Origin of the sequence: Herbaspirillum rhizosphaerae (assembly GCF_046025915.1) — a bacterium.
Taxonomy (GTDB): Bacteria; Pseudomonadota; Gammaproteobacteria; order Burkholderiales; family Burkholderiaceae_D; genus Herbaspirillum; species Herbaspirillum rhizosphaerae_A.
The window spans coordinates 188,192-209,739 of sequence record NZ_JAQQFR010000002.1; the positions used below are offsets into that span (position 1 = coordinate 188,192).

A 21,548-nucleotide genomic window follows, 5' to 3' on the forward strand; every position below is an offset into this window, starting at 1 on the left:
CTTCAGGCCTTGCTGCGCAGCGTCTTTGCCAGGTCAGATAGCTGATAGGGCTTGTTGAGGAAAGAAAAGCCGGCCACGCCGCCCTGAGTCGCACTCAATCCGGGGAGCGGGTATCCCGATGCCAGGATGATTTTGGTGTCAGGATATTGTTCGCGCGTCAGTCGCGCCAGTTCTACGCCGCTGATACTGTTGGGCATGACGACGTCGCTGAAGAGGATGTCGATCGGTGTGCGTTCCAGCACCGCCAGCGCTTCCGCACCGCTGGTGGCGGTCAGGGCTTCGTAGCCTAGTGTGCGGAAGAGTTCTGCCGTCACCTCCAGCAAGTCCAGTTGATCATCGACGATCAGCACAGTCTCGATATCGAGACGTCCCTCGTTGCGCTCGCGCGCTGCGTTACTTTCCACTGCTGGCAAATAAACCGAAAAGCTTGATCCGATTCCTGCTTCGCTGACAATGACGACTTCGCCGCCTGATTGGGTGATGAAACCGTAGACCTGACTCAAGCCCAAGCCCGTGCCATCACCCGGTGCCTTGGTGGTGAAGAATGGTTCAAAGGCGCGCGCCGCCACATCGGGTGTCATGCCGATACCGGTATCCGACACGCGAACCTCCGCATACAGTCCGGCGGGCAGATTGTTGACCGCCTTTTCTTTCAGGCGAATCCGGTTGGTGCTGATCGCCAGGTGACCACCTTCAGGCATGGCCTGGCAGGCGTTGACGACGAGATTGAGCAGGGCGGTTTCAAACCGTGCGGCATCAATATTGACCGGGAGCGTGTTGGAGTCGATCTGGATCTTGAACTGAATCGAGGAGTTTCCCGCGCGTCGCAGCACAGATTCAAAATCGTTGATCAGCGCGTTCAGGTCATGCTCTTCCGATTGCAATGGCTGCTGCCGCGCGAATGACAGCAATTGCTGTGTCAGGCTGGCGCCGCGTGAGATGGCGCGACGCATGCTGTCAAGCGTGCGCGAACCCTGCAATTCCGGGTGCTGCGCCAGCAAGACATCCATGCCGCTTGACGCAACCGCCAGCAGGTTGTTGAAGTCATGTGCGACGCCGCCGGTGAGTTTTCCCAACGCTTCCATTTTTTGTGATTGAAACAAGGCGGCGTTGGCTTGCGCCAGAGCGGTCGCGGCTTGCTGCTTCTCCGTGACGTCGCGCGTGATCTTGGCGAAGCCGATCAGCTCGCCATTTTTCTTCGTGATCGGATCGATGACAACGCTGGCCCAGAAGCGCGAACCGTCTTTGCGTACCCGCCAGCCTTCGTCTTCGAATTTTCCTTCGGTGAGGGCAATGCGCAGTGCGCGTGCGGGGATCCCAGCCTGTCGATCTTCCTCAGTATAAAAACGTGAGAAGTGGGTGCCGAGAATTTCTTCCTCGGTATAGCCTTTGAAGCGCTCTGCGCCATTGTTCCAGGTGGTGACGTTGCCGTTGATGTCCAGCATGTAAATCGCGTAGTCGCGAATGGACGACACAGCCAGCTGAAAGCGCTGCGCATCCGTCAGTTCGGCGTCGTCTGGGAGTTCGTCACCTGTCATCTGGCTTGTTCCTTCAAATGGTCGATCAGGCGAAAATCAGCGCCGATGATTGAAAAACCTGGCTGCAAGGGCGCAATAGTGCGCCGACAACATGGCAAGTATTGTGACGCGGACAAGCTTTTGACGCAATTGCTGTTACTACATCTATTCGCCGCACCCGCGATAGCGGGGAAAAGAGTATAGGTGAGTTTGCGGATGGCTGTGTCGCAGCTGAGTTAAAGATTGGACGGCAATGTCCGTTAATTGAAGACGCGAGTGCAGGATACGAGTGCAGAATGGATGCGACATGAAAATTGATGCGGATAGCAATACGCAAAGTACTGTCTACGAAACGACTCCGGAGAATTCAGCGAATTCGGTGGTGGGCAAAGATATCGCCGTCAATGACAGCAAGACACGCATGCCGACTGATACGGTGACGCTGTCGCTTTCGGATGCCGCAAGGAGGTTGGCAAGCGAACTTTCAGACCTGGCGGCTGCCGTTGCGGCAATGCCCGTGCCGGAACGTCTGCAGCCGGAGCTGCAATCACAATCGGCGCTCAGGAAAAAGTCGAAAAATAGCGGCTTGTCGCCGATGCTGGACGTCGATGCGTTCCGTCTGATCCGCGACAAGTTGCGCTCCAAGAATCTGGGGCTGCATGAGCCAGGCCTGATGAAAGATGCATTGCAAGAGGCTATCAAGATCTGATCGCACGCATTTCCACAGCATTTTGCCTCGCAGTTTCATCATTCCCATCTTCCGCAGTGAATGTTGGTAGAGACAAAACAAATCCTGCTCTGCTATACTTGCCGGCTAGTCGGGGCGTAGCGCAGCCTGGTAGCGTACTTGCATGGGGTGCAAGGGGTCGAGTGTTCGAATCACTCCGTCCCGACCAAAGAAATCCAAGGGTTACAAGCTTTTGCTTGTGACCCTTTTTCTTTTTTGCGTCCTTTCTTTTCTGCTCTTTTCCTCGCAGGCGGTCGCCCTCAGTTCATTTTTATGAAGTTGCCTACCGGCAGGTATGGCGCAACCGGTATATAAAGATGAAATGCGTGATGAGGTGCGCCAAGTCGTGAACCACTTGCCTCAAGGATTCGGCATCGACCGCCCCCGCATAAGCTACACGTAAGTTATGCCTTGTAAGCTGCCCTCAAAATAGGAGGAGACTGCGCGCCGGATTGCATAAATAGAAATCGATGGCAAACCGGCCCGGCGTATCCAGATCTCCTTTCAAAGTTGTTTGGACGACATCCGTACTTGCCATATCAACAGCAAATCAATAGCAAAACGGCGAGACGGAAATACTGTGAGGAGACTGCCGTATGTTCCAAGGGAAAAGCTGGGTGCTGTCGCGGGCGCTTGATATGTTGCTGGCTGTGGTGATTCCGGTTGCCATCGGCGGCGGTGTGTTTGCCGGGCTGGGCGCATCAGGATTGCCGCTCTCAGTATTGTGGCAAGTCGTGGCTGCGACGGCGGTGGCAGTGATCTTGTCCACTCTTGCGAGCAGGCGCGGCAACGCGGATCAAGGCATCAGTTTCGTCGACAAGATCGGTAGCGAAATCGATCACATCATGATCGGCGCGGCAGAGACTTCTTATTTTGTCGATTCCATCAAGAACAAAATCGGCCAGGACGTGCAAGCAGCAAACGGCATCGTCGCAGGTTCCGAGCAGAACGCCAGCACCACCGAACAGATTGCGGCCAATGCCGAGCGTGCCTCCAAGGTTGCTGCCGACGTACGTACGGAAAGTGTGGCCGGTCGTGCTGAAGTCGATTTAGGATTGGCGCAGATCAGCAAGGCGCGCCACGATGCGCAAAATGCATCAGCCATGATGTCGGCGTTGCAGGAAAAATCCAAGCGCATCCATGGCATCACCGAAGTAATCAGTGAAATCGCGGCGCGCACCAATTTGCTGGCGTTGAATGCTGCGATCGAAGCGGCGCGCGCGGGCGAGCATGGCCGTGGGTTTGCTGTGGTGGCTGGTGAAGTGCGCCAACTGGCGCAACGCACGAAAGAGGCAACCGATGACATTGGTGCGATGGTGCGGTCCATCACGGAAGAGGCGGAGCGCGCCGCCGGTGGTATGCAGGCGCTAAGCGTCAAAGTGCAGGAAGCGTCACAAAATGTTGAGCGGGTACATGGTTTTCTCGGCAACATCGAGCGATCGGCGGGGATCTCGGAAGAGGAGATTCAGCAGATCGCCCGCGCGTCTCGCGAGCACGTGGAAACCACGCACCGGATTGCCGAGGCGATCCTGAAGATCCGTGACGGGATGCTGGCAACCGATATCGAATTGCCGCGGGTTGCTGCGTCGGCCATGGCGTTGTCGGAGCGTGCCGAACTGGTGTACGACGCGATCGCAGAAAGCAATGCGAAGACGCAGCACGACGACATCCAGAAAGCAGCTGCGTCCACCGCCAAACGGATCGGAAAATTGTTCGAAGAGGCGATTGCGGCGGGGCGTATCACCGAGGCGGCGTTGTTTGATCGTACTTACAAACCGATTCCCAACACGAATCCACCCAAGCACACCACGCAGTTCGATGCTTTTACTGATCGTGTGCTGCCGGATGTCCAGGAGGGATTGCTGGAAGGAATGACGCAACTGGCTTATGCGGGCGCTGTCGATAACAACGGTTACTTTCCCACGCACAATAAGAAGTTTTCCAAGCCCTTGACCGGCGACTACGATACCGATCTGGTGAACAACCGCACCAAGCGCATATTTAGCGATCGCACCGGAAAGCGTTGCGGCGCGAATACAAAGCCATTCCTCTTGCAAACCTATAAACGCGACACTGGTGAGGTCATGCATGACCTGTCGGTGCCCATTTACGTTAACGGCAAGCACTGGGGCGGTTTTCGCGTCGGTTACCGGTCGAGTCAGGCAGAGGCAGGCGTGCCGGTAGCGACAGCGAGTACGGCTTTAGTGCCGCAAAACGTCAGAACGTCATCAGGAAAACCGTCTGGAAAGCTGCCTAAGCAGCTAACTACTGCGAGCAAGATCGAGAACAGCAAGGGATTGGTGCGCCAGATCTCGGCTTGAACAGCTTGACCGTGCAGGGCAGGTTGATAGACTATTCGACAACGGGGGTATCTGTCTAAGAATCGGGCAGGCCGACTAGAAAAGGAAAATCAACTTGAAACCTGCGCCACAGAATAAGCTTGATTCTGTCAAAGAGTTCGATTTTACCAATCGTGATTTTGACCGGGTCCGCGACCTGATATACAAGCGCGCCGGCATCGCCCTTGCAGAAAGCAAACAGGAAATGGTCTACAGCCGGCTGGCTCGGCGCCTGCGCGCGACCGGTATCGGCTCGTTCGTGCAGTATCTGGATTTGTTGGAGCGAGGCGGCGATGCAGATGAATGGGAAGCTTTTACGAATGCGCTAACCACCAATCTTACGTCGTTTTTCCGCGAATCGCATCATTTCCCCATCCTTGCCGATTTCGTCAAAACCCTGAAGGAGCCGGTTACGGTCTGGTGTTCCGCCGCATCGACAGGCGAAGAGCCATACACCATTGCCATGACACTGTGTGAGGCCTACGGCAGCCTCACACCGCCGGCACAGATCATTGCCACTGATATCGACACCAACGTGCTGGCGACAGGGGCAAACGGGGTGTATCCGATGGAACGCATCGACAAGCTGTCGCCCGAGCGAGTGAAAAAATTCTTCCTTCGCGGCAAGGGTAATCAGGAAGGGTACGTCCGCGTACGTCCGGAGCTGCGCAAGATGGTCACCTTCAAACAACTGAATCTGCTGGGCGACAGTTGGCCGGTGCAAGGACAATTTGACGTGATTTTTTGCCGTAACGTGATGATCTATTTCGATAAGCCGACACAGAGCAAGATTCTGTCTCGCTTTGTTCCTTTGATGAAGCCGCACGCCTTGTTGTTTGCCGGCCATTCGGAGAATTTCTTGTACGTGTCCGACGCGCTGAAGTTGAAGGGCAAGACTGTCTACGAACTCAATGCTGCGTCTCAACGCAAAGTGGGGAAATAAATCATGAGCCCCCAAGGCCAGGATCAATTCGCATCCAACGTCTATTACGACCGTACCTTCGACTGCGACGCGGCGAAGATACTGCCTGGCGAGTATTATTTCACGCATAAAGACATGATGATCGTCACCGTACTGGGGTCGTGTGTGTCGGCGTGCATCCGCGACCGCGTCACCGGCATCGGTGGGATGAATCATTTCATGTTGCCCGACAGCGGCGATGGCGACAGCCCGATTTCGGCATCGATGCGTTATGGCACCTATGCGATGGAAATTCTGATCAACGATGTGCTCAAGGCAGGCGCGCGGCGTGAAAACCTGGAGGCGAAAGTGTTTGGCGGCGGCAATGTATTGCGCGGCTTCATCGCCATCAACGTTGGCGAGCGCAATGCACAGTTTGTCCGGGATTATCTGAAGGCGGAAAATATTCGCGTCGTGGCCGAAGATCTCAATGACATCTGGCCGCGCAAGGTGTATTTTTTTCCGCGGACCGGCAAAGTGCTGGTTAAAAAACTCAAACAACTGCACAACAATACGCTGGTCAACCGCGAACAGGACTACGCCAGCAAGCTGGTTACGAAACCGATTGGCGGCGCGGTCGACTTGTTTTAAAGTCGGGCTTGCTCCCTGCAGGGCGAGTTGTACAATGGTATATAGGCTTTTGCGCCTGCGCGCAGAAGCAAGTTTCTGGAAAGTACTGATCGTATGAAAATAAAAGTATTGATCGTTGACGATTCGGCATTGATCCGTAGCGTCATGAAAGAGATCATCGGCAGCCAACCAGATATGGAAGTCGTGGGCGTGGCCCCTGACCCTATCATCGCGCGTGATTTGATCAAGCAGACCAACCCTGATGTGTTAACGCTGGATGTTGAAATGCCGCGCATGGACGGTCTCGACTTCCTCGAAAAACTGATGCGTTTGCGGCCGATGCCAGTGGTGATGGTCTCGTCGCTGACCGAGCGCGGCTCGGAAATCACCTTGCGCGCGCTGGAATTGGGCGCAGTCGATTTCGTTACCAAACCAAAGATTTCGATTCAGAGTGGCATGCAGGAATACACTGACATGATCGCCGACAAGATTCGTGCGGCGTCGAAGGCAAGTATTCGTCCGCGCGCGATTCCCCATCCGGATGCGCACAAGACCGGAGGCGGCGAGCCGCTGCCACAGATGCGCAATCCACTACTATCGAGCGAAAAACTGATCATCATCGGCGCCTCCACCGGCGGAACCGAGGCGATCAAGGAATTTTTGATCAAGATGCCATCAGATTGTCCGGGTATTTTGATCACGCAGCATATGCCGGAAGGTTTTACCCGCTCGTTCGCGCAGCGTCTGGACAATCTGTGCAAGATTTCGGTCAAGGAAGCTGCCGGCAACGAGCGTATCTTGCCGGGCCATGCCTACATCGCACCGGGGCATTCGCATCTGAAGCTTGTGCGCAGTGGTGCCAATTACATGACTCAGCTTGATCAGGGGCCGCCAGTCAATCGTCACCGGCCGTCGGTCGATGTGCTGTTCAATTCGGCGGCAGCTTGCGCCGGCAAGAACGCCTTGGGTGTGATTTTGACCGGCATGGGTAAGGACGGCGCGCTTGGCATGCTGGAAATGCGCAATGCCGGTGCCTACAATTTTGCGCAGGATGAGGCGTCCTGCGTTGTCTTTGGCATGCCGCGTGAAGCGATTGCCGTCGGTGGTGCGCATGAGGTATTGTCTCTGCAGGCCATGCCAGGCCGGGTGATGAGCTATCTTGCCGAACACGGCAGCCGTGCATTGCGGGTGTAGTTCGAGTACCATGCAGCCCATCGCAGAATAAGATGCTCAGTAGTAGCGCAGTGGAAAATGCGTAGATTTTGTAGGACAGGGCCTCAAGTTTCGCTGTATTAGTGTCGTTATCGTCAACAATTGTTTTGATTCAATGGAGTAATAGTCATGGCAGGCCCAAATACCAAGTTTCTCGTTGTAGACGATTTCTCCACGATGCGCCGCATCGTCCGGAACCTGCTCAAAGAGCTGGGTTACACCAACGTGGATGAAGCCGAAGACGGCGTGCAGGCATTGCACAAGCTGCGCAGCGATCAATTCGACTTCGTGGTTTCCGATTGGAACATGCCTAACATGGACGGTCTGACCATGTTGCAGGAAATCCGTAAAGATCCGGCGCTGTCGAAGCTGCCAGTCTTGATGGTGACGGCAGAAGCCAAGAAAGAAAATATTGTTGCCGCTGCGCAAGCCGGTGCCAATGGATATGTGGTCAAGCCATTCACGGCCGCTACCTTGGACGAAAAGCTCGGCAAGATTTTCGAAAAGATGGATGCCGGAGGCTAACGTGGATACTGCGTCCCAAGGAGCAGTTCCTCCGGGAGCGGAAGCGGCACCTCCGGGTGCGGATCAGCAAGATCAGTTCCTGGTCCGAATAGGCCACATGACGCGCAGCTTGCATGATAATTTGCGCGGCTTGGGATTTGACCGTTTGCTGGAAAAAGCCGCGAGTGATATGCCCGACGCGCGTGATCGCCTTGAGTATGTGGCGATGATGACCGAAAAGGCAGCGCAGCGCGTGCTCACAGCTACCGAAACCGCTGGCCCGATGCAGGATGCGATCGGCGACGGTGCCGGCACCCTTGCTGCGGAGTGGAAGGCTGTCACTGACGCTGGTTTTTCGGAAGCGGCGTACCGTGCAATGGCGGAAAAGACTCAGCTGTACCTCGATTCCACGCGCGAAAATGTCACGCTGACCAAGCAGCAATTGCTGGACATCATGATGGCGCAGGATTTCCAGGATCTGACAGGGCAGGTGATCAAGCGCGTTACGGCGCTTGCGCACGACATCGAGAGTCAGTTGGTGCAGCTGTTGGTCGATTATTCGCCGCCGGAAGCGAAGCGTGAAGATAATGGCTTGCTCAACGGGCCGCAGATCAACCCGACCGGTACAAATGTCATTGCCAATCAAAGCCAGGTTGATGACTTGTTGGAAAGCCTGGGTTTCTGAGTCGGCTTAATCCGACTCGGGTTGAACTTGTCGTTTTGTTGTTTATTAGTTAATTCTGCTGTAAGCCTCACCGGGCAAGATGTAAATTTCAGCCCGGTGCAGGTTTTCTCCTCCGATATTTCTGCCATTCTCCCTCTGAAGGCAGACTTGGCGTGCTTTTCCTCTCCCGAAATACGGGGCGTTTCGCCCCTTGTTCTCGCGATGATTTGAGGTCGCCCTCGCCAATAATCCTCCCTGATAGTCTCAAAATTCCGTCCTTACAAGCGGAAAGAAGCAATACAGGGGAGCGGCAGTGGCCGAAGATAGCGATCAGGAACGGACCGAACAGCCCACGAGCAAACGTGTTGAAAAAGCGCGTGAGCAAGGCGACGTGCCGCGCTCGCGCGAGATGGCTACGTGCGTCACATTGTTGATCGGCGGCAGTACGATCTGGATGTTCACGGGCCCGCTAGTCACTAGTCTGAACCGCATCATGGTGTCCAGCATGACCTTAGAGCGCGAGATGGCCTACGACCCGGTATTGTTGTTCAATCACCTTAGTGGGCACTTCATGGAAATCGCAGTTGCGATGATTCCAGTCGCCTTCATGATGACGCTGGCAGCAGTCGCATCCCCTTTAATTCTTGGCGGTTGGTTGTTTAACGGCAGCTCGCTGGTTCCCAAATTCAGCCGCATGAACCCGATCTCGGGATTCATGAACATGTTTTCCATCAATTCGCTGGTCGAGCTGGGCAAAGGCATTCTCAAGACCGTCCTGGTAGGGACTGTTGCCTGGCTTGCGATGAAAAGCCATATCGATGCAGTGCTGAACCTCAGCGTCGAATCGCTTCAGAGCAGCAGCAGTCACATGCCCCATCTGCTGTGGTCCAGCTTCATGATGATGGTGTGCGCCTTGATCGTGATTGCCGTGATCGATGTGCCTTATCAGTTGTGGAACTACAACCGCAAGCTGAAGATGACTCGTCAGGAAGTCAAGGACGAGCACAAGGAATCCGACGGTAATCCGCAGATCAAGGGCAAGATCCGTGCTCTGCAACGTGCCGCCGCACGCCGCCGCATGATGTCCAATGTGCCGACTGCCGACGTTGTCGTGACCAACCCGACGCACTTTGCCGTGGCGCTTAAGTACAGCGAAGGTTCGATGTCTGCACCGACCGTGGTCGCCAAAGGCACCGAAGCTGTTGCCGCGAAGATTCGCGAACTCGCGCGCGAACACAAAGTGCCGATTCTTGAGGCGCCGCCATTGGCACGTGCCTTGCATTACCACACTGAAATCGGTGACGAAATCCCTGAAGCGCTCTATACCGCAGTGGCTGAAGTACTGGCCTACATCTTCCAGCTGCGCACCTATGGTGCAGGCGGTGGTGTCCGTCCGGAAGAGCCGCATGATCTGGATGTGCCGAAAGAAATGGACGATCCTTTGTACAAACGCAAGGCTGCAATTGCTGCCATTCGAGCTAGGGCAGCACGATGAATCTAAATAATCTCAGCAGCATGAAACTGCCGGCCTGGGTGCCGGTGAAGCATACCAAGGCACTCGCGGCACCTATCCTGATCGTCATGATGCTGGCGATGATGGTGCTGCCGCTGCCGGCGTTCGCACTCGATATTCTGTTCAGCTTCAATATCTCGCTGTCGGTCATCGTTCTGTTGACTGCTCTGTACACCGTCAAACCGCTGGACTTCGTGGCTTTCCCGGCCGTGCTGCTGGTCAGTACGATGCTGCGTCTGTCGCTTAACGTCGCTTCCACGCGCATCGTGTTGACCGAAGGTCACACTGGTCCGGACGCCGCAGGTAAGGTGATCGAAGCTTTCGGCCACTTCCTGATCGGCGGTAACTATACCGTCGGTATCGTGGTGTTTATCATCCTGACGATCATTAACTTCACCGTCGTCACCAAGGGTGCTGGCCGTATCGCAGAAGTGGGCGCACGCTTTACGTTGGATGCGATGCCGGGTAAGCAGATGGCGATCGATGCTGACTTGAACGCCGGTATGATTGGTGAGCCTGAAGCGCGTGCGCGTCGTAAGGAAGTCGCTCAGGAAGCAGAATTTTACGGGGCCATGGACGGTGCCAGTAAGTACGTACGCGGTGATGCCGTCGCCGGCATTATCGTTACCGTGGTCAACATCGTGGGTGGCCTGGTCGTCGGTATGATCCAGCATGATCTGGCATTCGACATGGCGCTCAAGAATTACACCTTGCTGGCGATCGGTGACGGTCTGGTTGCGCAGATTCCTTCGCTGATCATCTCTACTGCAGCCGGTGTGGTGGTGTCTCGCGTGGCCAACGATCAGGACGTCGGCGGTCAGCTGATCAATCAGTTGTTTGCCAAACCGGAAGTGCTGTACCTGACCGCCATCATCATCGGCGGCATGGGCATGATTCCGGGCATGCCGCATATTGCGTTCATCTTGCTGGCGGGCATACTGGCAGGCACTGCTTACATGGTAAACAAGCGGATCCAGGAAGCAACCGTCCAGACCGAAATGCCCGCACCGACTGCTGTTGCGCCTGAAATTGAAGAAGCGACCTGGCAAGATATTCTGCCTGTCGACACACTGGGTCTGGAAGTCGGCTACCGCCTGATTCCGCTGGTAGATAAAGGGCAGGGTGGCGAACTCTTGCGCCGCATCAAAGGAATCCGTAAAAAATTCGCACAGGAAGTCGGTTTCCTCTCGCCTCCAGTACACATTCGCGACAATCTGGAGTTGAAGCCATCGGCATATCGGATCGCTTTGAAAGGTGTGGAAATCGGTAAGGGTGAAGCTACCTTCGGCCAGTTCCTCGCGATCAACCCGGGCATGGTGACCGGCCCATTGCCTGGTCTGATGACCAGCGATCCTGCGTTTGGTCTGCCGGCCGTCTGGATTGAAAGCAGCATGCGCGAAATGGCGCAAACCATGGGCTACACCGTAGTCGATACCGGCACCGTGATCGCCACTCACCTGAATCACCTCATTACCTTGCATGCCGCCGAATTGCTCGGTCGTCAGGAAGTCCAGCAACTGCTCGACCATATCGCCAAAGATGCGCCGAAGCTGGTCGAAGATCTGGTGCCCAAGCTGTTGCCTTTGGGTACGGTACAGAAAGTGTTGCAAAACCTCCTCATCGAAGGCGTGCATATTCGGGATATGCGGACTATTATCGAAACCCTGGCCGAGAATGCGGCGCGGGTGCAGGAACCGAACGAACTTACTGCCATCGTGCGCATTGCCTTGGGCCGCGCGATCATTCAGCAGATTTTCCCGACCGAAGCCGAATTGTCCGTGATGGCGCTCGACGGCAAGCTCGAACGCTTGCTGATGCAGGCGATGCAAGCCAGTGGTCCGGAAGGCGCCGGTATCGAGCCGGGTCTGGCCGATGCGTTGATTACACAAACAGAGAATGCAGCACGTCATCAAGAGCAGTTGGGTTTAACCCCGGTATTGTTGGTTCCCGCACCATTACGGGCATTGCTGTCGCGCTTCCTGCGACGTGCCATGCCGCAGCTCCGGGTGCTTTCGCACGCTGAAGTTCCTGATTCGAAAACGATTAAAGTTACTAGCCTAGTTGGAGGGCAAGCATGAACGTTAAAAAATTTATTGCAGGTTCGTCGCGCGATGCATGGCGCCAGGTTCGCGAAGCGCTTGGTCCGGATGCGGTCATCCTCTCCAATCGCAATATCGACGACGGTGTCGAGATTCTGGCAATGGCGAACGAAGACATGTCTTCGCTGGTCGTGCCAGCCATGGCCAAGGACGCGATGCCGCGACCGGCCGTGCGACGACCTCCCGCGCAGCCGGCGCAGCCACAAGCTGCCGCGCCACGCCGTGTCGAGCATCAGGGACTTGGTGTCGAATCGAGCGCCATCGAACACAGTGCTGCACAGGCTGAAGCGCGCGTATGGCGCACCCGCAATGCTGCCCGCGCCAGTGCCAAGGAGCAGCAAGAGGCTGCGCAACAACAGCGTCCTGCACAAGCGTCATCGGCACCTACGGCGTCTCCACAGCGTCCCAAGCAGTCGCCCATCATGGCTGAATTTGATGGCAAGGATTACGACGAAATTCTGTCCGATGTGATGACGGAAATCCGTTCCATGCGTGGCGTGCTGGAAACCCAGCTGGCAGAAATCTCCTGGGGCGGCACGCAAAAGCGTGAACCGGCCAAGGCCGCCATCATGCGTGAAATGCTGGCCGCCGGTTTCAGCGCCAGCCTGTCGCGTCTGATCACGGAAAACCTGCCGCAGAATCCAAAGTCGCAAGATGCGATGTTCTGGGTGAAGTCGGTACTGGCCAAGAATCTGATGACTATGGCCAACGAGAACGAGTTGTTGGAGGAAGGTGGCGTCTACGCGCTGGTCGGTCCAACCGGTGTTGGTAAAACGACCACGACGGCCAAACTGGCTGCGCGCTGTGTAATGCGTCACGGTCCCGGCAAATTGGCCTTGATTACGACCGACGGCTATCGTATCGGCGGCTACGAGCAATTGCGCATTTACGGCAAGATTCTCGGTGTCATGGTGCATTCGGTGAAAGATGAAGCTGATTTACGTATTGCTTTGGACGAACTGCGCGGCAAACATACTGTCCTAATCGATACAGCGGGCATGGGCCAGCGCGATCAGATGGTGGCAGAACAAGCAGCCATGTTGTCCGGTGCGGGTACCGAGATCAAACGTCTGCTTTGCCTCAATGCAACAGCAACCGGTGGCACGCTCAACGAAGTTGTTAGTGCGTACTCCGGCGATGGCCTGGCAGGCTGCATCATCACCAAGCTCGATGAAGCAGCGACCATCGGCAACGTGCTCGATGTTGTCATCCGTCAAAAGTTGAATCTGTATTACGTTGCCAACGGTCAGCGCGTTCCAGAAGACTTGCATGTCGCCAACAAGTTGTATCTGGCTGACCGAGCCTTTAAACTGAAACGTGAAACCGCGCCGTTCGAGTTTCAGGATGCTGAGTTGCCGGTTGTTGTCGGACCGACAGCAACGGCCATGAATGACAAAAGCCTGCGGGAGGTGATCCTTGGCTAGCTATGATGTTGATCAAGCGGAAGGACTGCGCCGGATGCTGGAGCGTCCGACGCCGCGCGTATTCAGTTTTTTCTCGGTGCTTCCCGACGACGAAAAAGGCGCGATGCTGATCAATCTGGCGGCTTCTCTTGCCGCGAATGACTGCAACGCCTTGCTGGTCGATGCATGCATGACGCCATCGAGCATCTTGTCCCGTTTTGGCGGAATGACGGTAGCCAGCCTGCTGGATGTCGCACGTCAGGAACGTCATCTCGACGAGGCAGTGCGACTGGTACCGGAGGGTTTTGCGTTGGCGCGTCTGTCGCGTAAGAATGTCTCTGCCGCAACGCATCCGCAAGCTTCGCGCCTGGCTGAAATTTTCGATGCGCTGACTGCCGAGTCGGACATTACACTCGTCAATGGCGAGTTGAATGACGATGACGTATTGCCGGTACCGGCAATGGAGATGGGCGAGATCGTCGTGCACATGTCGACTGGCCCCAATTCCATCAAGGCAGCTTACGTCCTGATCAAGAGTCTGAGTGATCGCCTCGGCCGTCGTCCGTTTAACCTGTTGGTGACGGGTGGTTCTGATGCGGAAGCGCAGATGGTGTTTGCAAACATGGCGCAGGCGGCTAACCGTTATTTGGCTGCACAATTGAATTTCCTGGGTTCGATCCCGGCCGACGAACATATTCGTCGCGCTTCGGGGCAGGGCCGTACCGTGTTGGAGGCGTTCCCTCTGACCGGCGCAACAGTAGCGTTCAAGCGTTTGGCGAATCAGTTCTCGCTTTCCAATCTCACCAAAGGCACGTACGGTATGGCAACCGATGGTGCAAGTCTCGGAGTATGACGTGTTATGTATAACGTCAATGGCAAGACGGACAAGAATCAATTGCTGCAGCTGCATGCGCCGCTGGTAAAGAAGCTGGCGCATCAGATGAAGGCAAAGCTTCCTCCAAGTGTGGAAGTGGACGACTTGATTCAGGCAGGCATGATAGGTCTGCTTGATGCCGTCAATCGCTATGAAGAAACGCATGGCGCGCAGTTTGAAACCTATGCCGTACAGCGTATCCGTGGCGCGATGTTGGACGAGTTGCGCAGCAGCGATTGGCTGCCGCGCAGCATTCGTCAAAGCACACGCAAGATCGAAGATGCAATTCATGTTCTGATGCAGCAGTTGGGACGACCGCCACAAGAAACGGAAGTCGCCAAACAGCTCAAGATGAGTCTGAACGAATATCAGGAGATGCTCACCGAATGCGGCGGCCATCAATTGATCTATTACGAAGACTTTCATGATGCTGAAGGCGGTCATGAACATTTCCTCGATCGCTATCAGACCAGCCAGAACGACGACCCTCTGCAAAATCTGATCAACGGCGGTTTCCGTGAAGCCGTGATCGATTCGATCAAAGCTCTCCCTGAGCGTGAAAAGATCCTGATGGGCCTGTACTACGAGCAGGAAATGAACCTGAAAGAAATCGGCGCCGTCATGGGCGTGTCTGAGTCGCGCGTATGCCAGTTGCATAGTCAGGCGATTGCTCGCATGCGCTCGACCTTGAGGGAGCAAGCGTGGACTGGAGTAGCATAGGCGGTTTAGCGTTGGCTCTGGGAGGCATCTTCCTGGGGCAAGTGTTAGAAGGCGGTCACCTCAGTTCCCTATTGCAGCCGACTGCATTTTTGATTGTTTTTGCCGGTACTGTCGGTGCTGTCCTCTTGCAAACCAAACTCGACAATTTCGTGCGTGGCGTGAAATTGCTCGGGTCGGTATTTTCTCCCCCTGTTCACGACTTCCGCAAACTGATCGACAATATCTCGTTCTGGAGCACCATCTCGCGTCGCGAGGGTTTGCTGCATCTGGAAGAGCATATGAATGACACGGATGATCCTTTCATCAAGAAAGGGCTTCGTCTGCTGATCGATGGCATCACACCGGCCAAGCTGCTGGAAATTCTCGAAATCGATATTTCCACATACGAAACCCGGCAGCGCCAGGCGTTGAAGATCTGGGAAGCCGCCGGCGGGTATTCGCCGACCATCGGTATTCTTGGTGCTGTACTGGGGCTGATCCATGTCATGGAGAACCTGGCTGATCCAGCACGTCTGGGCGGCGGGATTGCAGTGGCGTTCGTTGCCACGATTTACGGCGTAGGCCTCGCCAATTTGTTCTTTTTGCCGGTTGGCAATAAACTGAAAGAACTGTTGGCGGCGGAAGTTCTCAAACGAGAGATGGTGGCCGACAGTTTGTTCGGCATCGCCAGCGGCGACAATCCGCGCGTTATTCAGGAGCGGGCCGAGTCCTACTTTGAGAACGCATAAGCGCATCAACGCAGCAACGTATAAACGCGTAAAAAACGGCGGGGTCCATGGCACGCAAAAAACATGAAGAAGAGCATGAGAATCATGAGCGCTGGCTGGTTTCCTACGCCGACTTCATTACCTTGCTGTTCGCTTTCTTTGTGGTCATGTATGCGATCTCGCAAGTCAATGAAGGTAAATACAAAATCCTCGCCGACTCGCTGATCAATGCTTTCGGCAAAGAGCCGATATCAACGGCACCGGTAATAGTGCAGGCCGGCGGGCAAGGGGCGCAACAAGCTGCCACGCCGAAAATTCCTCCCCTCCCAAAGCCACGCAACAATGAAGCCTTGCGGCGTGAAAAAGAGCGCATGACCGACATGGCGCGCGACATCATGCAAGTGCTTGCACCGCTTGTGCAGGAAGGAAAGGTGCGGGTCACACAGACCAGTGTCGGCGTCAATGTCGAAATCAATGCGAATGTCCTGTTTGCACCCGGTGACGCCAAAGTCAGCAAGGAGTCTGAAGACACGCTGATTGCCATCGCAAGAGTGCTGAAGAACGATGACCATGCCATCCAGATCGAAGGTCATACGGACAATACCCAGATCAGCACTTCGGTGTTTCCCTCAAACTGGGAATTGTCGGCGGTGCGGGCGAGCACTGTTGCCCGCCTGTTCAGCAATCAAGGGATTGCGGAGCTGCGTTTGACCGCGGTGGGACATGGATCGAATCAGCCGGTAGCATCGAATGACACGCCGGAAGGGCGTTTAAGAAACCGGCGTGTGGATGTCATGATTTTGTCTCGCCTGGCAGAGCAGGTGACGGAGGTGCCGATTGCGGAGGGTGCTCCGAGGATCAAGCCCTAGCAAATGTGTGAATCACGTTAAGGGAAGTTTGACGAAGGTTGGATGAGCATTGAGCGGATATAAGGCAGGCAATAAAAAAGACCGCATCAGCGGTCTATTTTTACTTAACTGCTCTTGCATTTGCGCTGGCAGCTTAACCTACGCCGAGCGGACGACCGGTTGTGCGTACACTGGACGAGCCGTCGGGGCCATAGAGTGAGCCGCCGCCACTTCTGCCTTGCAGAATTTTCAGTGCATTTTGATTGATGGCCATCTGTTTGCCGACCAGCAAACCGTTTACACGATTAATTTCTCGAGCAGATTGCGCGATTTCGAACAATTCATCCCAAAGCTTTTTGTCGGCATCTGTACCATGTTGATCCAGCCAGTTTTGCATGCCATTTTCGCTGGCGAAAAATCCGAGAGCGGCCAGCAGTTTGTGGCGGTGATCTGCAAGTGCAGCCATTTCAGCGACGATTTTTGCTTTTTCACCGATAACGTTCGGAATTTCATCCGCATCGCCATTGCCGCTCAGGAGCATCTGTTCCTGTTGCAGAGCTGCAACCAGGCGCGAGGTCACCTGCTTCTCTTGAGCAAGATGTTGTGAAGGCAATTGCGAAGTCGTACTTGTCATTTTATTAAGCTTTGTTGCGAGTACTGATGAGGTTTTTCACCGTATCCAACAGGCCACTGGCAACTTTTTCAGGATCAACCTGGAAAGTGCCGTTGGCAATTGCTGCTTTGATTTCTGCAACTTTTTTAGCGTCGAAACTGCCGCTTGTCGGACCGGCTGCCTTCGCGCCCAGTGACTGGTACTGAGCGGACAGCTGTACATTGGCAGAGTCTGCGCCTACTGTATCAGTCTTGGCGCCGGTGGTAGCGGAGGTACGCGCCTGAGGCTGCGCGATCTCCGGTAGGCCCGGGCCAGTTTTGAGTGCGTCATTAACGTTCACGGCATCATCCTTGAGTGGTTAGGGCTCTGTGGCCCGCCTGTTGCATAGATTATCGGACATTTTTCCGCAAACTTTAATACTTTTTCTCCGGCAAAACCTTGTTGCTCATCAGTAATTGATTTCGACGATACCGCCAGCTCTGGCAACGCCGCTGACCACTTGTCCTGTGGGTGTACGGGCTTGCGCAATCTGGCCTTCGCTGGCGTTATTCAACGCGCGTCCTTCAGTTGCAATCTGGAATCCAGGACCGGTGGAAACGATGCGAACAGACTGTCCTTGTTGTACGACACGATTTGCGCGTAAAGTTTCCTGGCGAAGTGGTGCGCCTGCTGCCAGCGAGATGCTCGCGGTGCGTCCAATGGCTTGCGATGCATCGGTAATGATGCCGTTTGGCAAGTTTGACAGGTCGCCTTTGACTTTGCTGATGTCGTTCGGGCCGATGGTTTGTCCTTGCGCCAACGGTGTGGCAGCGACAATATATTCTGCAACGACTTGCACCGTGGCGCGCACGTAGATCGTCCATGGGGAGGGTGCGGTGCATTTGATGCCGATCGTGGTCTTGCCCCACAGGCGCCCACCGTTAGGCAGGAAGGCTTGGGGCGACGGGCAGGCTGCCAGTGTGAGGCGGCTGTCGACGGGTTCAACCGTTGCGTTCACCGTGCCCGACAGGCCGGTGGTCTGAATCTTGATGAACTGTTCGGCGACTTGCTGCAGGGCGGCCAGATTCTGCCGCGGAGGTGAATTTGGCGCTTCGGAAGTTGCTGTTTGTGCAAGTGCGGAAAACCCGATGACAGACAGAAGCAGCACCAGCGCTTTGAGGAATAATTTCATAACAACAACTTTAACACCTTAGTGGCCGAAGGAGTGGCCATCGTGTCAGCAATACTAATGGCGGCAGCCTTCATCAAAAGGCTGAACAAGGCATAGTTTTATCTCTTTATCGGGCAATCGAGTTTTGGGTGGGGTCGTATGATCCAATGGTATCTAAATCCCATTATCGGCGTAATGCGTACTTTTTGAAGGGCGCATTCAGGAGAAATCGATGGTCGCAAAACTGGATGATTATCTGAGGTTCAACGAGACGGCGCTGAATTTGCGCGCCCAGCGTCAGCAATTGCTGGCATCCAACATTGCCAATGCTGACACGCCTAATTATAAGGCGCGGGACATCGACTTCGCCAAGACCTTGCAAGGTGCGATGGACGGCAAGACGACCAAGGTTCCGCCGGTCGAGCTGGCGCGTACATCGGCGGGTCACATCGCTGGCAAGCCAGCGGGCGACAGCGGTATCGGCGGTTCTCCGCTACTTTACCGCACCGTTACGCAGGGCAGTGTAGACGGCAACACCGTCGACATGGACGTCGAGCGTAACCAATTTACTGACAACGCTGTGCGCTATGAAGCAGGCGTCACGGCAGTCAACGGGCAGATCAAGACGCTGCTCGCCGCCATCCAACCGGGCTGATCATCATGTCTCTTTCTAATATTTTCAATGTTGCCGGTTCGGCCATGAGCGCGCAATCGCAGCGTCTCAATACGGTCGCCAGCAACATCGCCAACGCCGACAGCGCAACCAGCCCGAACGGCCAGCCATACAAGGCCAAGCAGGTCGTGTTCAAGGCGGTTCCTTTTGGCAATATTTCTGACAGCGGCGTCAAGGTCGACCAGATCGTTGAAGATCAGGCTCCCCCGAAGCTGACATACGACCCCAAGCATCCGCTCGCCGATGCAAATGGCTATGTCGCCATGCCAAACGTTAATCCGGTCGAGGAGATGGTCAACATGATCTCCGCTTCACGCTCGTATCAGACCAACGTCGAGACGATGAACACCGCCAAGAATATGTTGATGAAAACCCTCACTATCGGCTCTTAAGGAAGACCTTAATCATGACTACTGTTTCCTCTGATCTGCTGGCGGCCGTCAATGGCTCCTCGTCTTCGACCAGCACTACTTCCAGCCTGAATGACAACAGCCCTGAAGCGATCCAGCAACGTTTTCTGAAGCTGCTGACGGTGCAGATGCAAAATCAGGATCCGACCAATCCGATGGATAACTCCCAGTTGACTACTCAGCTGGCTCAGCTGTCGACCGTGTCGGGCATCAGCCAACTGAACACAACGCTGGCAGCTTTGATGAGCAATCTGGGTACGTCCCAGTCGCTGCAGGCAGCCAACATGATCGGTCACAGCGTCCTGGCACCGGGCAACAACGTCACGCTGACATCGGATACGTCCAAGGATGCCAGCGGCAACGACGTTACAACGCAAAAAGCGGTCTTCGGCGTGCAGTTGGCCAGCGCAGCAGACAGCGTCAAGATCACCATCCGTGATTCTGCAGGCAATGTCGTTCACTCGCTGGATCTGGGTTCGCAAGCTGCTGGCACCGTGCCGATCATCTGGAACGGCGCAACGGATGCCGGTACCCAGGCTCAAGACGGCACTTATACCTTTGACGTCACCGCGACTAGCGCCGGTGCCTCCGTGGGCGCAACCGCACTGGCATTCGGTACTGTTGCCAGCGTCAGCACCGGCACCGACGGCGTCAAGCTGAACGTATCGAACATCGGGACTATCAAGTCCACCGACGTAGTTCAAATTCTTTAATCGACTGACCGCTTCCAGCACAAGGAGAATCAAATGAGTTTTCAACAAGGCCTGAGCGGTTTGGCAGGAGCATCGAAGAGCCTCGACGTCATCGGCAATAACGTTGCCAACGCCAGCACAGTGGGTTTCAAATCGGCACAGGCGCAATTCGCCGACATGTATGCCAATTCGATGAATCGTTCCGGTAACTCACCCGTCGGTATCGGTGTAGCTGTGGCGAACGTGCAGCAAGCATTTACTCAGGGTAACGTCACCACGACCAACAACCCGCTGGACATCGCCATCAACGGCGACGGTTTCTTCCGCATGCAGGGCAGTTTGACCGACTCGTCGCCAATGTATGGTCGTAATGGCCAGTTTCAGTTGGATAAGAATGGCTACATCATCAATCCAAGTGAAAAAGGCGCCTATCTGACTGGTTGGTTGGGCACGGTGACTGGTGGCGATCCGGTACCGCTCAAAATCGATACCTCGAATATTCCAGCGACGGCGACAACTAAGATTTCCACGAGCCTGAATCTGGATTCCCGTCTTACGGTGCCTACCGTTGCCACGTTTGACCCGGCAAATTCCAATAGCTATAACAGCACCACTGGCGTCACGATGTACGATAGCTTGGGCAATTCATATAATGTACAGACGTACTATGTGAAGAAAACAACTCCAGCAGTTGCCGGCAATACCGACTGGTCTGTTTATGCGACCATCAATGGCGTGGCGTATCCGTCCAATGCCGCGCCAGCTCCGATTACCACTCTGGCGTTTACCAATACCGGCGTATTGAGCACAGGCGCAGTTACCGCCACAGCCTTTAGCGCAGCCGTTCTGAATGCTGCCGTGCCTGGCTTCGTCAAGCCAGGGGCGACCTTTCCTTCCAATATCGCGGTTGACTATACCGGGACAACGCAGACTGGTCAGGCATTCGCGCCGGTCGCACAAACTCAGGACGGTAAAGCGCCAGGCGTGCTGTCGAGCTTCTCGATCGGCAAGGACGGTTTGATCCAAGGTAGCTACTCCAACGGCGATACCAAGACTCTGGGTCAGGTGTTGCTGGTGAACTTTGCCAACCCGAACGGTCTGCAGCCGCTGGGCAGCAACCTGTACACGGCAACTTCCGATGCCGGCCAGCCATTGATCGGTACGCCGACCACAGGTCAGTTCGGTGTGTTGCAAGCCCGTGCGGTGGAAGACTCCAACGTCGACCTGACCACGGAACTGGTCAACATGATTGTGGCGCAACGCGTTTATCAGGCCAATTCGCAAACCATCAAGGTGCAGGATACCGTTCTGCAAACTCTGGTCAGCTTGCGTTAATAGCCGTATCAAGAGCA

22 protein-coding genes and 1 tRNA gene are annotated in these 21,548 nt (G+C 55.2%); 19 read left to right on the top strand and 4 right to left on the bottom strand.

The features are described from left to right. Positions 1-2: 2 nt before the first annotated feature. Positions 3-1,538, bottom strand: a complete 1,536-nt coding sequence (locus tag PQR63_RS03430; protein WP_408165657.1) for a PAS domain S-box protein — start codon at positions 1,536-1,538, stop codon at positions 3-5. Positions 1,539-1,824: 286 nt separating this feature from the next. Between PQR63_RS03430 and PQR63_RS03435 the strand changes: the two genes are divergently transcribed. The 15 genes from PQR63_RS03435 (at position 1,825) to motD (ending at position 16,679) form a co-directional block, all read left to right on the top strand. After that, a complete protein-coding gene (locus PQR63_RS03435) occupies positions 1,825-2,226 on the top strand; it encodes a hypothetical protein (protein ID WP_408165658.1) in 402 nt (133 codons plus the stop codon). 110 nt (positions 2,227-2,336) lie between these two features. After that, positions 2,337-2,413 (top strand) — tRNA-Pro (locus PQR63_RS03440). 427 nt (positions 2,414-2,840) lie between these two features. Beyond that, the gene (locus PQR63_RS03445) at positions 2,841-4,565 is read left to right on the top strand and encodes a methyl-accepting chemotaxis protein (RefSeq protein ID WP_408165660.1); all 1,725 of its coding nucleotides are present in this window, start codon (positions 2,841-2,843) and stop codon (positions 4,563-4,565) included. 94 nt (positions 4,566-4,659) lie between these two features. Then, positions 4,660-5,526: a CheR family methyltransferase gene (locus tag PQR63_RS03450; RefSeq protein WP_408165662.1), complete on the top strand. Its 867-nt coding sequence runs from the start codon at positions 4,660-4,662 to the stop codon at positions 5,524-5,526. 3 nt (positions 5,527-5,529) lie between these two features. Next, a complete protein-coding gene (gene cheD / locus PQR63_RS03455; RefSeq protein ID WP_408165664.1) occupies positions 5,530-6,135 on the top strand; it encodes a chemoreceptor glutamine deamidase CheD in 606 nt (201 codons plus the stop codon). A 93-nt stretch (positions 6,136-6,228) separates the two neighbouring features. Further along, the gene (locus PQR63_RS03460; protein ID WP_408165665.1) at positions 6,229-7,308 is read left to right on the top strand and encodes a protein-glutamate methylesterase/protein-glutamine glutaminase; all 1,080 of its coding nucleotides are present in this window, start codon (positions 6,229-6,231) and stop codon (positions 7,306-7,308) included. 147 nt (positions 7,309-7,455) lie between these two features. Continuing rightward, complete coding sequence (gene cheY / locus PQR63_RS03465; protein ID WP_408165667.1) at positions 7,456-7,851, top strand: chemotaxis response regulator CheY; 396 nt, start codon at positions 7,456-7,458, stop codon at positions 7,849-7,851. Then, complete coding sequence (gene cheZ / locus PQR63_RS03470) at positions 7,838-8,515, top strand: protein phosphatase CheZ (protein WP_408165669.1); 678 nt, start codon at positions 7,838-7,840, stop codon at positions 8,513-8,515. The genes cheY and cheZ overlap by 14 nt, the downstream gene beginning before the upstream one ends. 292 nt (positions 8,516-8,807) lie before the next feature. Further along, complete coding sequence (flhB, locus tag PQR63_RS03475) at positions 8,808-9,989, top strand: flagellar biosynthesis protein FlhB (protein WP_408165671.1); 1,182 nt, start codon at positions 8,808-8,810, stop codon at positions 9,987-9,989. Continuing rightward, complete coding sequence (flhA, locus tag PQR63_RS03480; protein WP_408165673.1) at positions 9,986-12,085, top strand: flagellar biosynthesis protein FlhA; 2,100 nt, start codon at positions 9,986-9,988, stop codon at positions 12,083-12,085. The genes flhB and flhA overlap by 4 nt, the downstream gene beginning before the upstream one ends. After that, entirely contained in the window at positions 12,082-13,530 is a 1,449-nt protein-coding gene (gene flhF, locus PQR63_RS03485; protein WP_408165675.1) for a flagellar biosynthesis GTPase FlhF, read from the top strand. Before flhA ends, flhF begins: the two co-directional genes overlap by 4 nt. A gap of 34 nt (positions 13,531-13,564) precedes the next feature. Continuing rightward, positions 13,565-14,362 carry a MinD/ParA family ATP-binding protein gene (locus PQR63_RS03490; protein WP_408166130.1) on the top strand — a complete coding sequence of 266 codons (798 nt, stop codon included), beginning with the start codon at positions 13,565-13,567 and terminating at the stop codon, positions 14,360-14,362. A 6-nt stretch (positions 14,363-14,368) separates the two neighbouring features. Next, positions 14,369-15,103, top strand: coding sequence for an RNA polymerase sigma factor FliA (locus PQR63_RS03495; RefSeq protein ID WP_408165676.1), 735 nt, complete (start codon positions 14,369-14,371; stop codon positions 15,101-15,103). Beyond that, complete coding sequence (locus tag PQR63_RS03500; protein WP_408165678.1) at positions 15,085-15,831, top strand: flagellar motor protein; 747 nt, start codon at positions 15,085-15,087, stop codon at positions 15,829-15,831. Before PQR63_RS03495 ends, PQR63_RS03500 begins: the two co-directional genes overlap by 19 nt. A gap of 47 nt (positions 15,832-15,878) precedes the next feature. Next, positions 15,879-16,679, top strand: a complete 801-nt coding sequence (gene motD / locus PQR63_RS03505) for a flagellar motor protein MotD (RefSeq protein ID WP_408165680.1) — start codon at positions 15,879-15,881, stop codon at positions 16,677-16,679. A gap of 133 nt (positions 16,680-16,812) precedes the next feature. On the opposite strand, the gene PQR63_RS03510 is transcribed toward motD, so the two are convergent. The 3 genes from PQR63_RS03510 to flgA form a co-directional block, all read right to left on the bottom strand. Beyond that, on the bottom strand, positions 16,813-17,292 hold the full coding sequence (locus tag PQR63_RS03510) for a flagella synthesis protein FlgN (protein WP_408165681.1): 480 nt from the start codon (positions 17,290-17,292) through the stop codon (positions 16,813-16,815). Between the two features lie 4 nt (positions 17,293-17,296). Continuing rightward, positions 17,297-17,611, bottom strand: a complete 315-nt coding sequence (gene flgM, locus PQR63_RS03515; RefSeq protein ID WP_408165683.1) for a flagellar biosynthesis anti-sigma factor FlgM — start codon at positions 17,609-17,611, stop codon at positions 17,297-17,299. A gap of 108 nt (positions 17,612-17,719) precedes the next feature. Continuing rightward, a complete protein-coding gene (gene flgA / locus PQR63_RS03520; protein WP_408165684.1) occupies positions 17,720-18,442 on the bottom strand; it encodes a flagellar basal body P-ring formation chaperone FlgA in 723 nt (240 codons plus the stop codon). A gap of 211 nt (positions 18,443-18,653) precedes the next feature. On the opposite strand from flgA, the gene flgB reads away from it, so the two are divergent. The 4 genes from flgB to flgE are packed head-to-tail and all read left to right on the top strand — an operon-like array spanning position 18,654 to position 21,531. Further along, positions 18,654-19,076, top strand: a complete 423-nt coding sequence (flgB, locus tag PQR63_RS03525) for a flagellar basal body rod protein FlgB (protein ID WP_408165685.1) — start codon at positions 18,654-18,656, stop codon at positions 19,074-19,076. 2 nt (positions 19,077-19,078) lie between these two features. After that, positions 19,079-19,486: a flagellar basal body rod protein FlgC gene (gene flgC / locus PQR63_RS03530; RefSeq protein ID WP_408166132.1), complete on the top strand. Its 408-nt coding sequence runs from the start codon at positions 19,079-19,081 to the stop codon at positions 19,484-19,486. Between the two features lie 14 nt (positions 19,487-19,500). After that, positions 19,501-20,217: a flagellar hook assembly protein FlgD gene (locus tag PQR63_RS03535; RefSeq protein WP_408165687.1), complete on the top strand. Its 717-nt coding sequence runs from the start codon at positions 19,501-19,503 to the stop codon at positions 20,215-20,217. 33 nt (positions 20,218-20,250) lie between these two features. After that, positions 20,251-21,531, top strand: a complete 1,281-nt coding sequence (gene flgE, locus PQR63_RS03540; protein WP_408165689.1) for a flagellar hook protein FlgE — start codon at positions 20,251-20,253, stop codon at positions 21,529-21,531. Positions 21,532-21,548 lie beyond the last annotated feature (17 nt).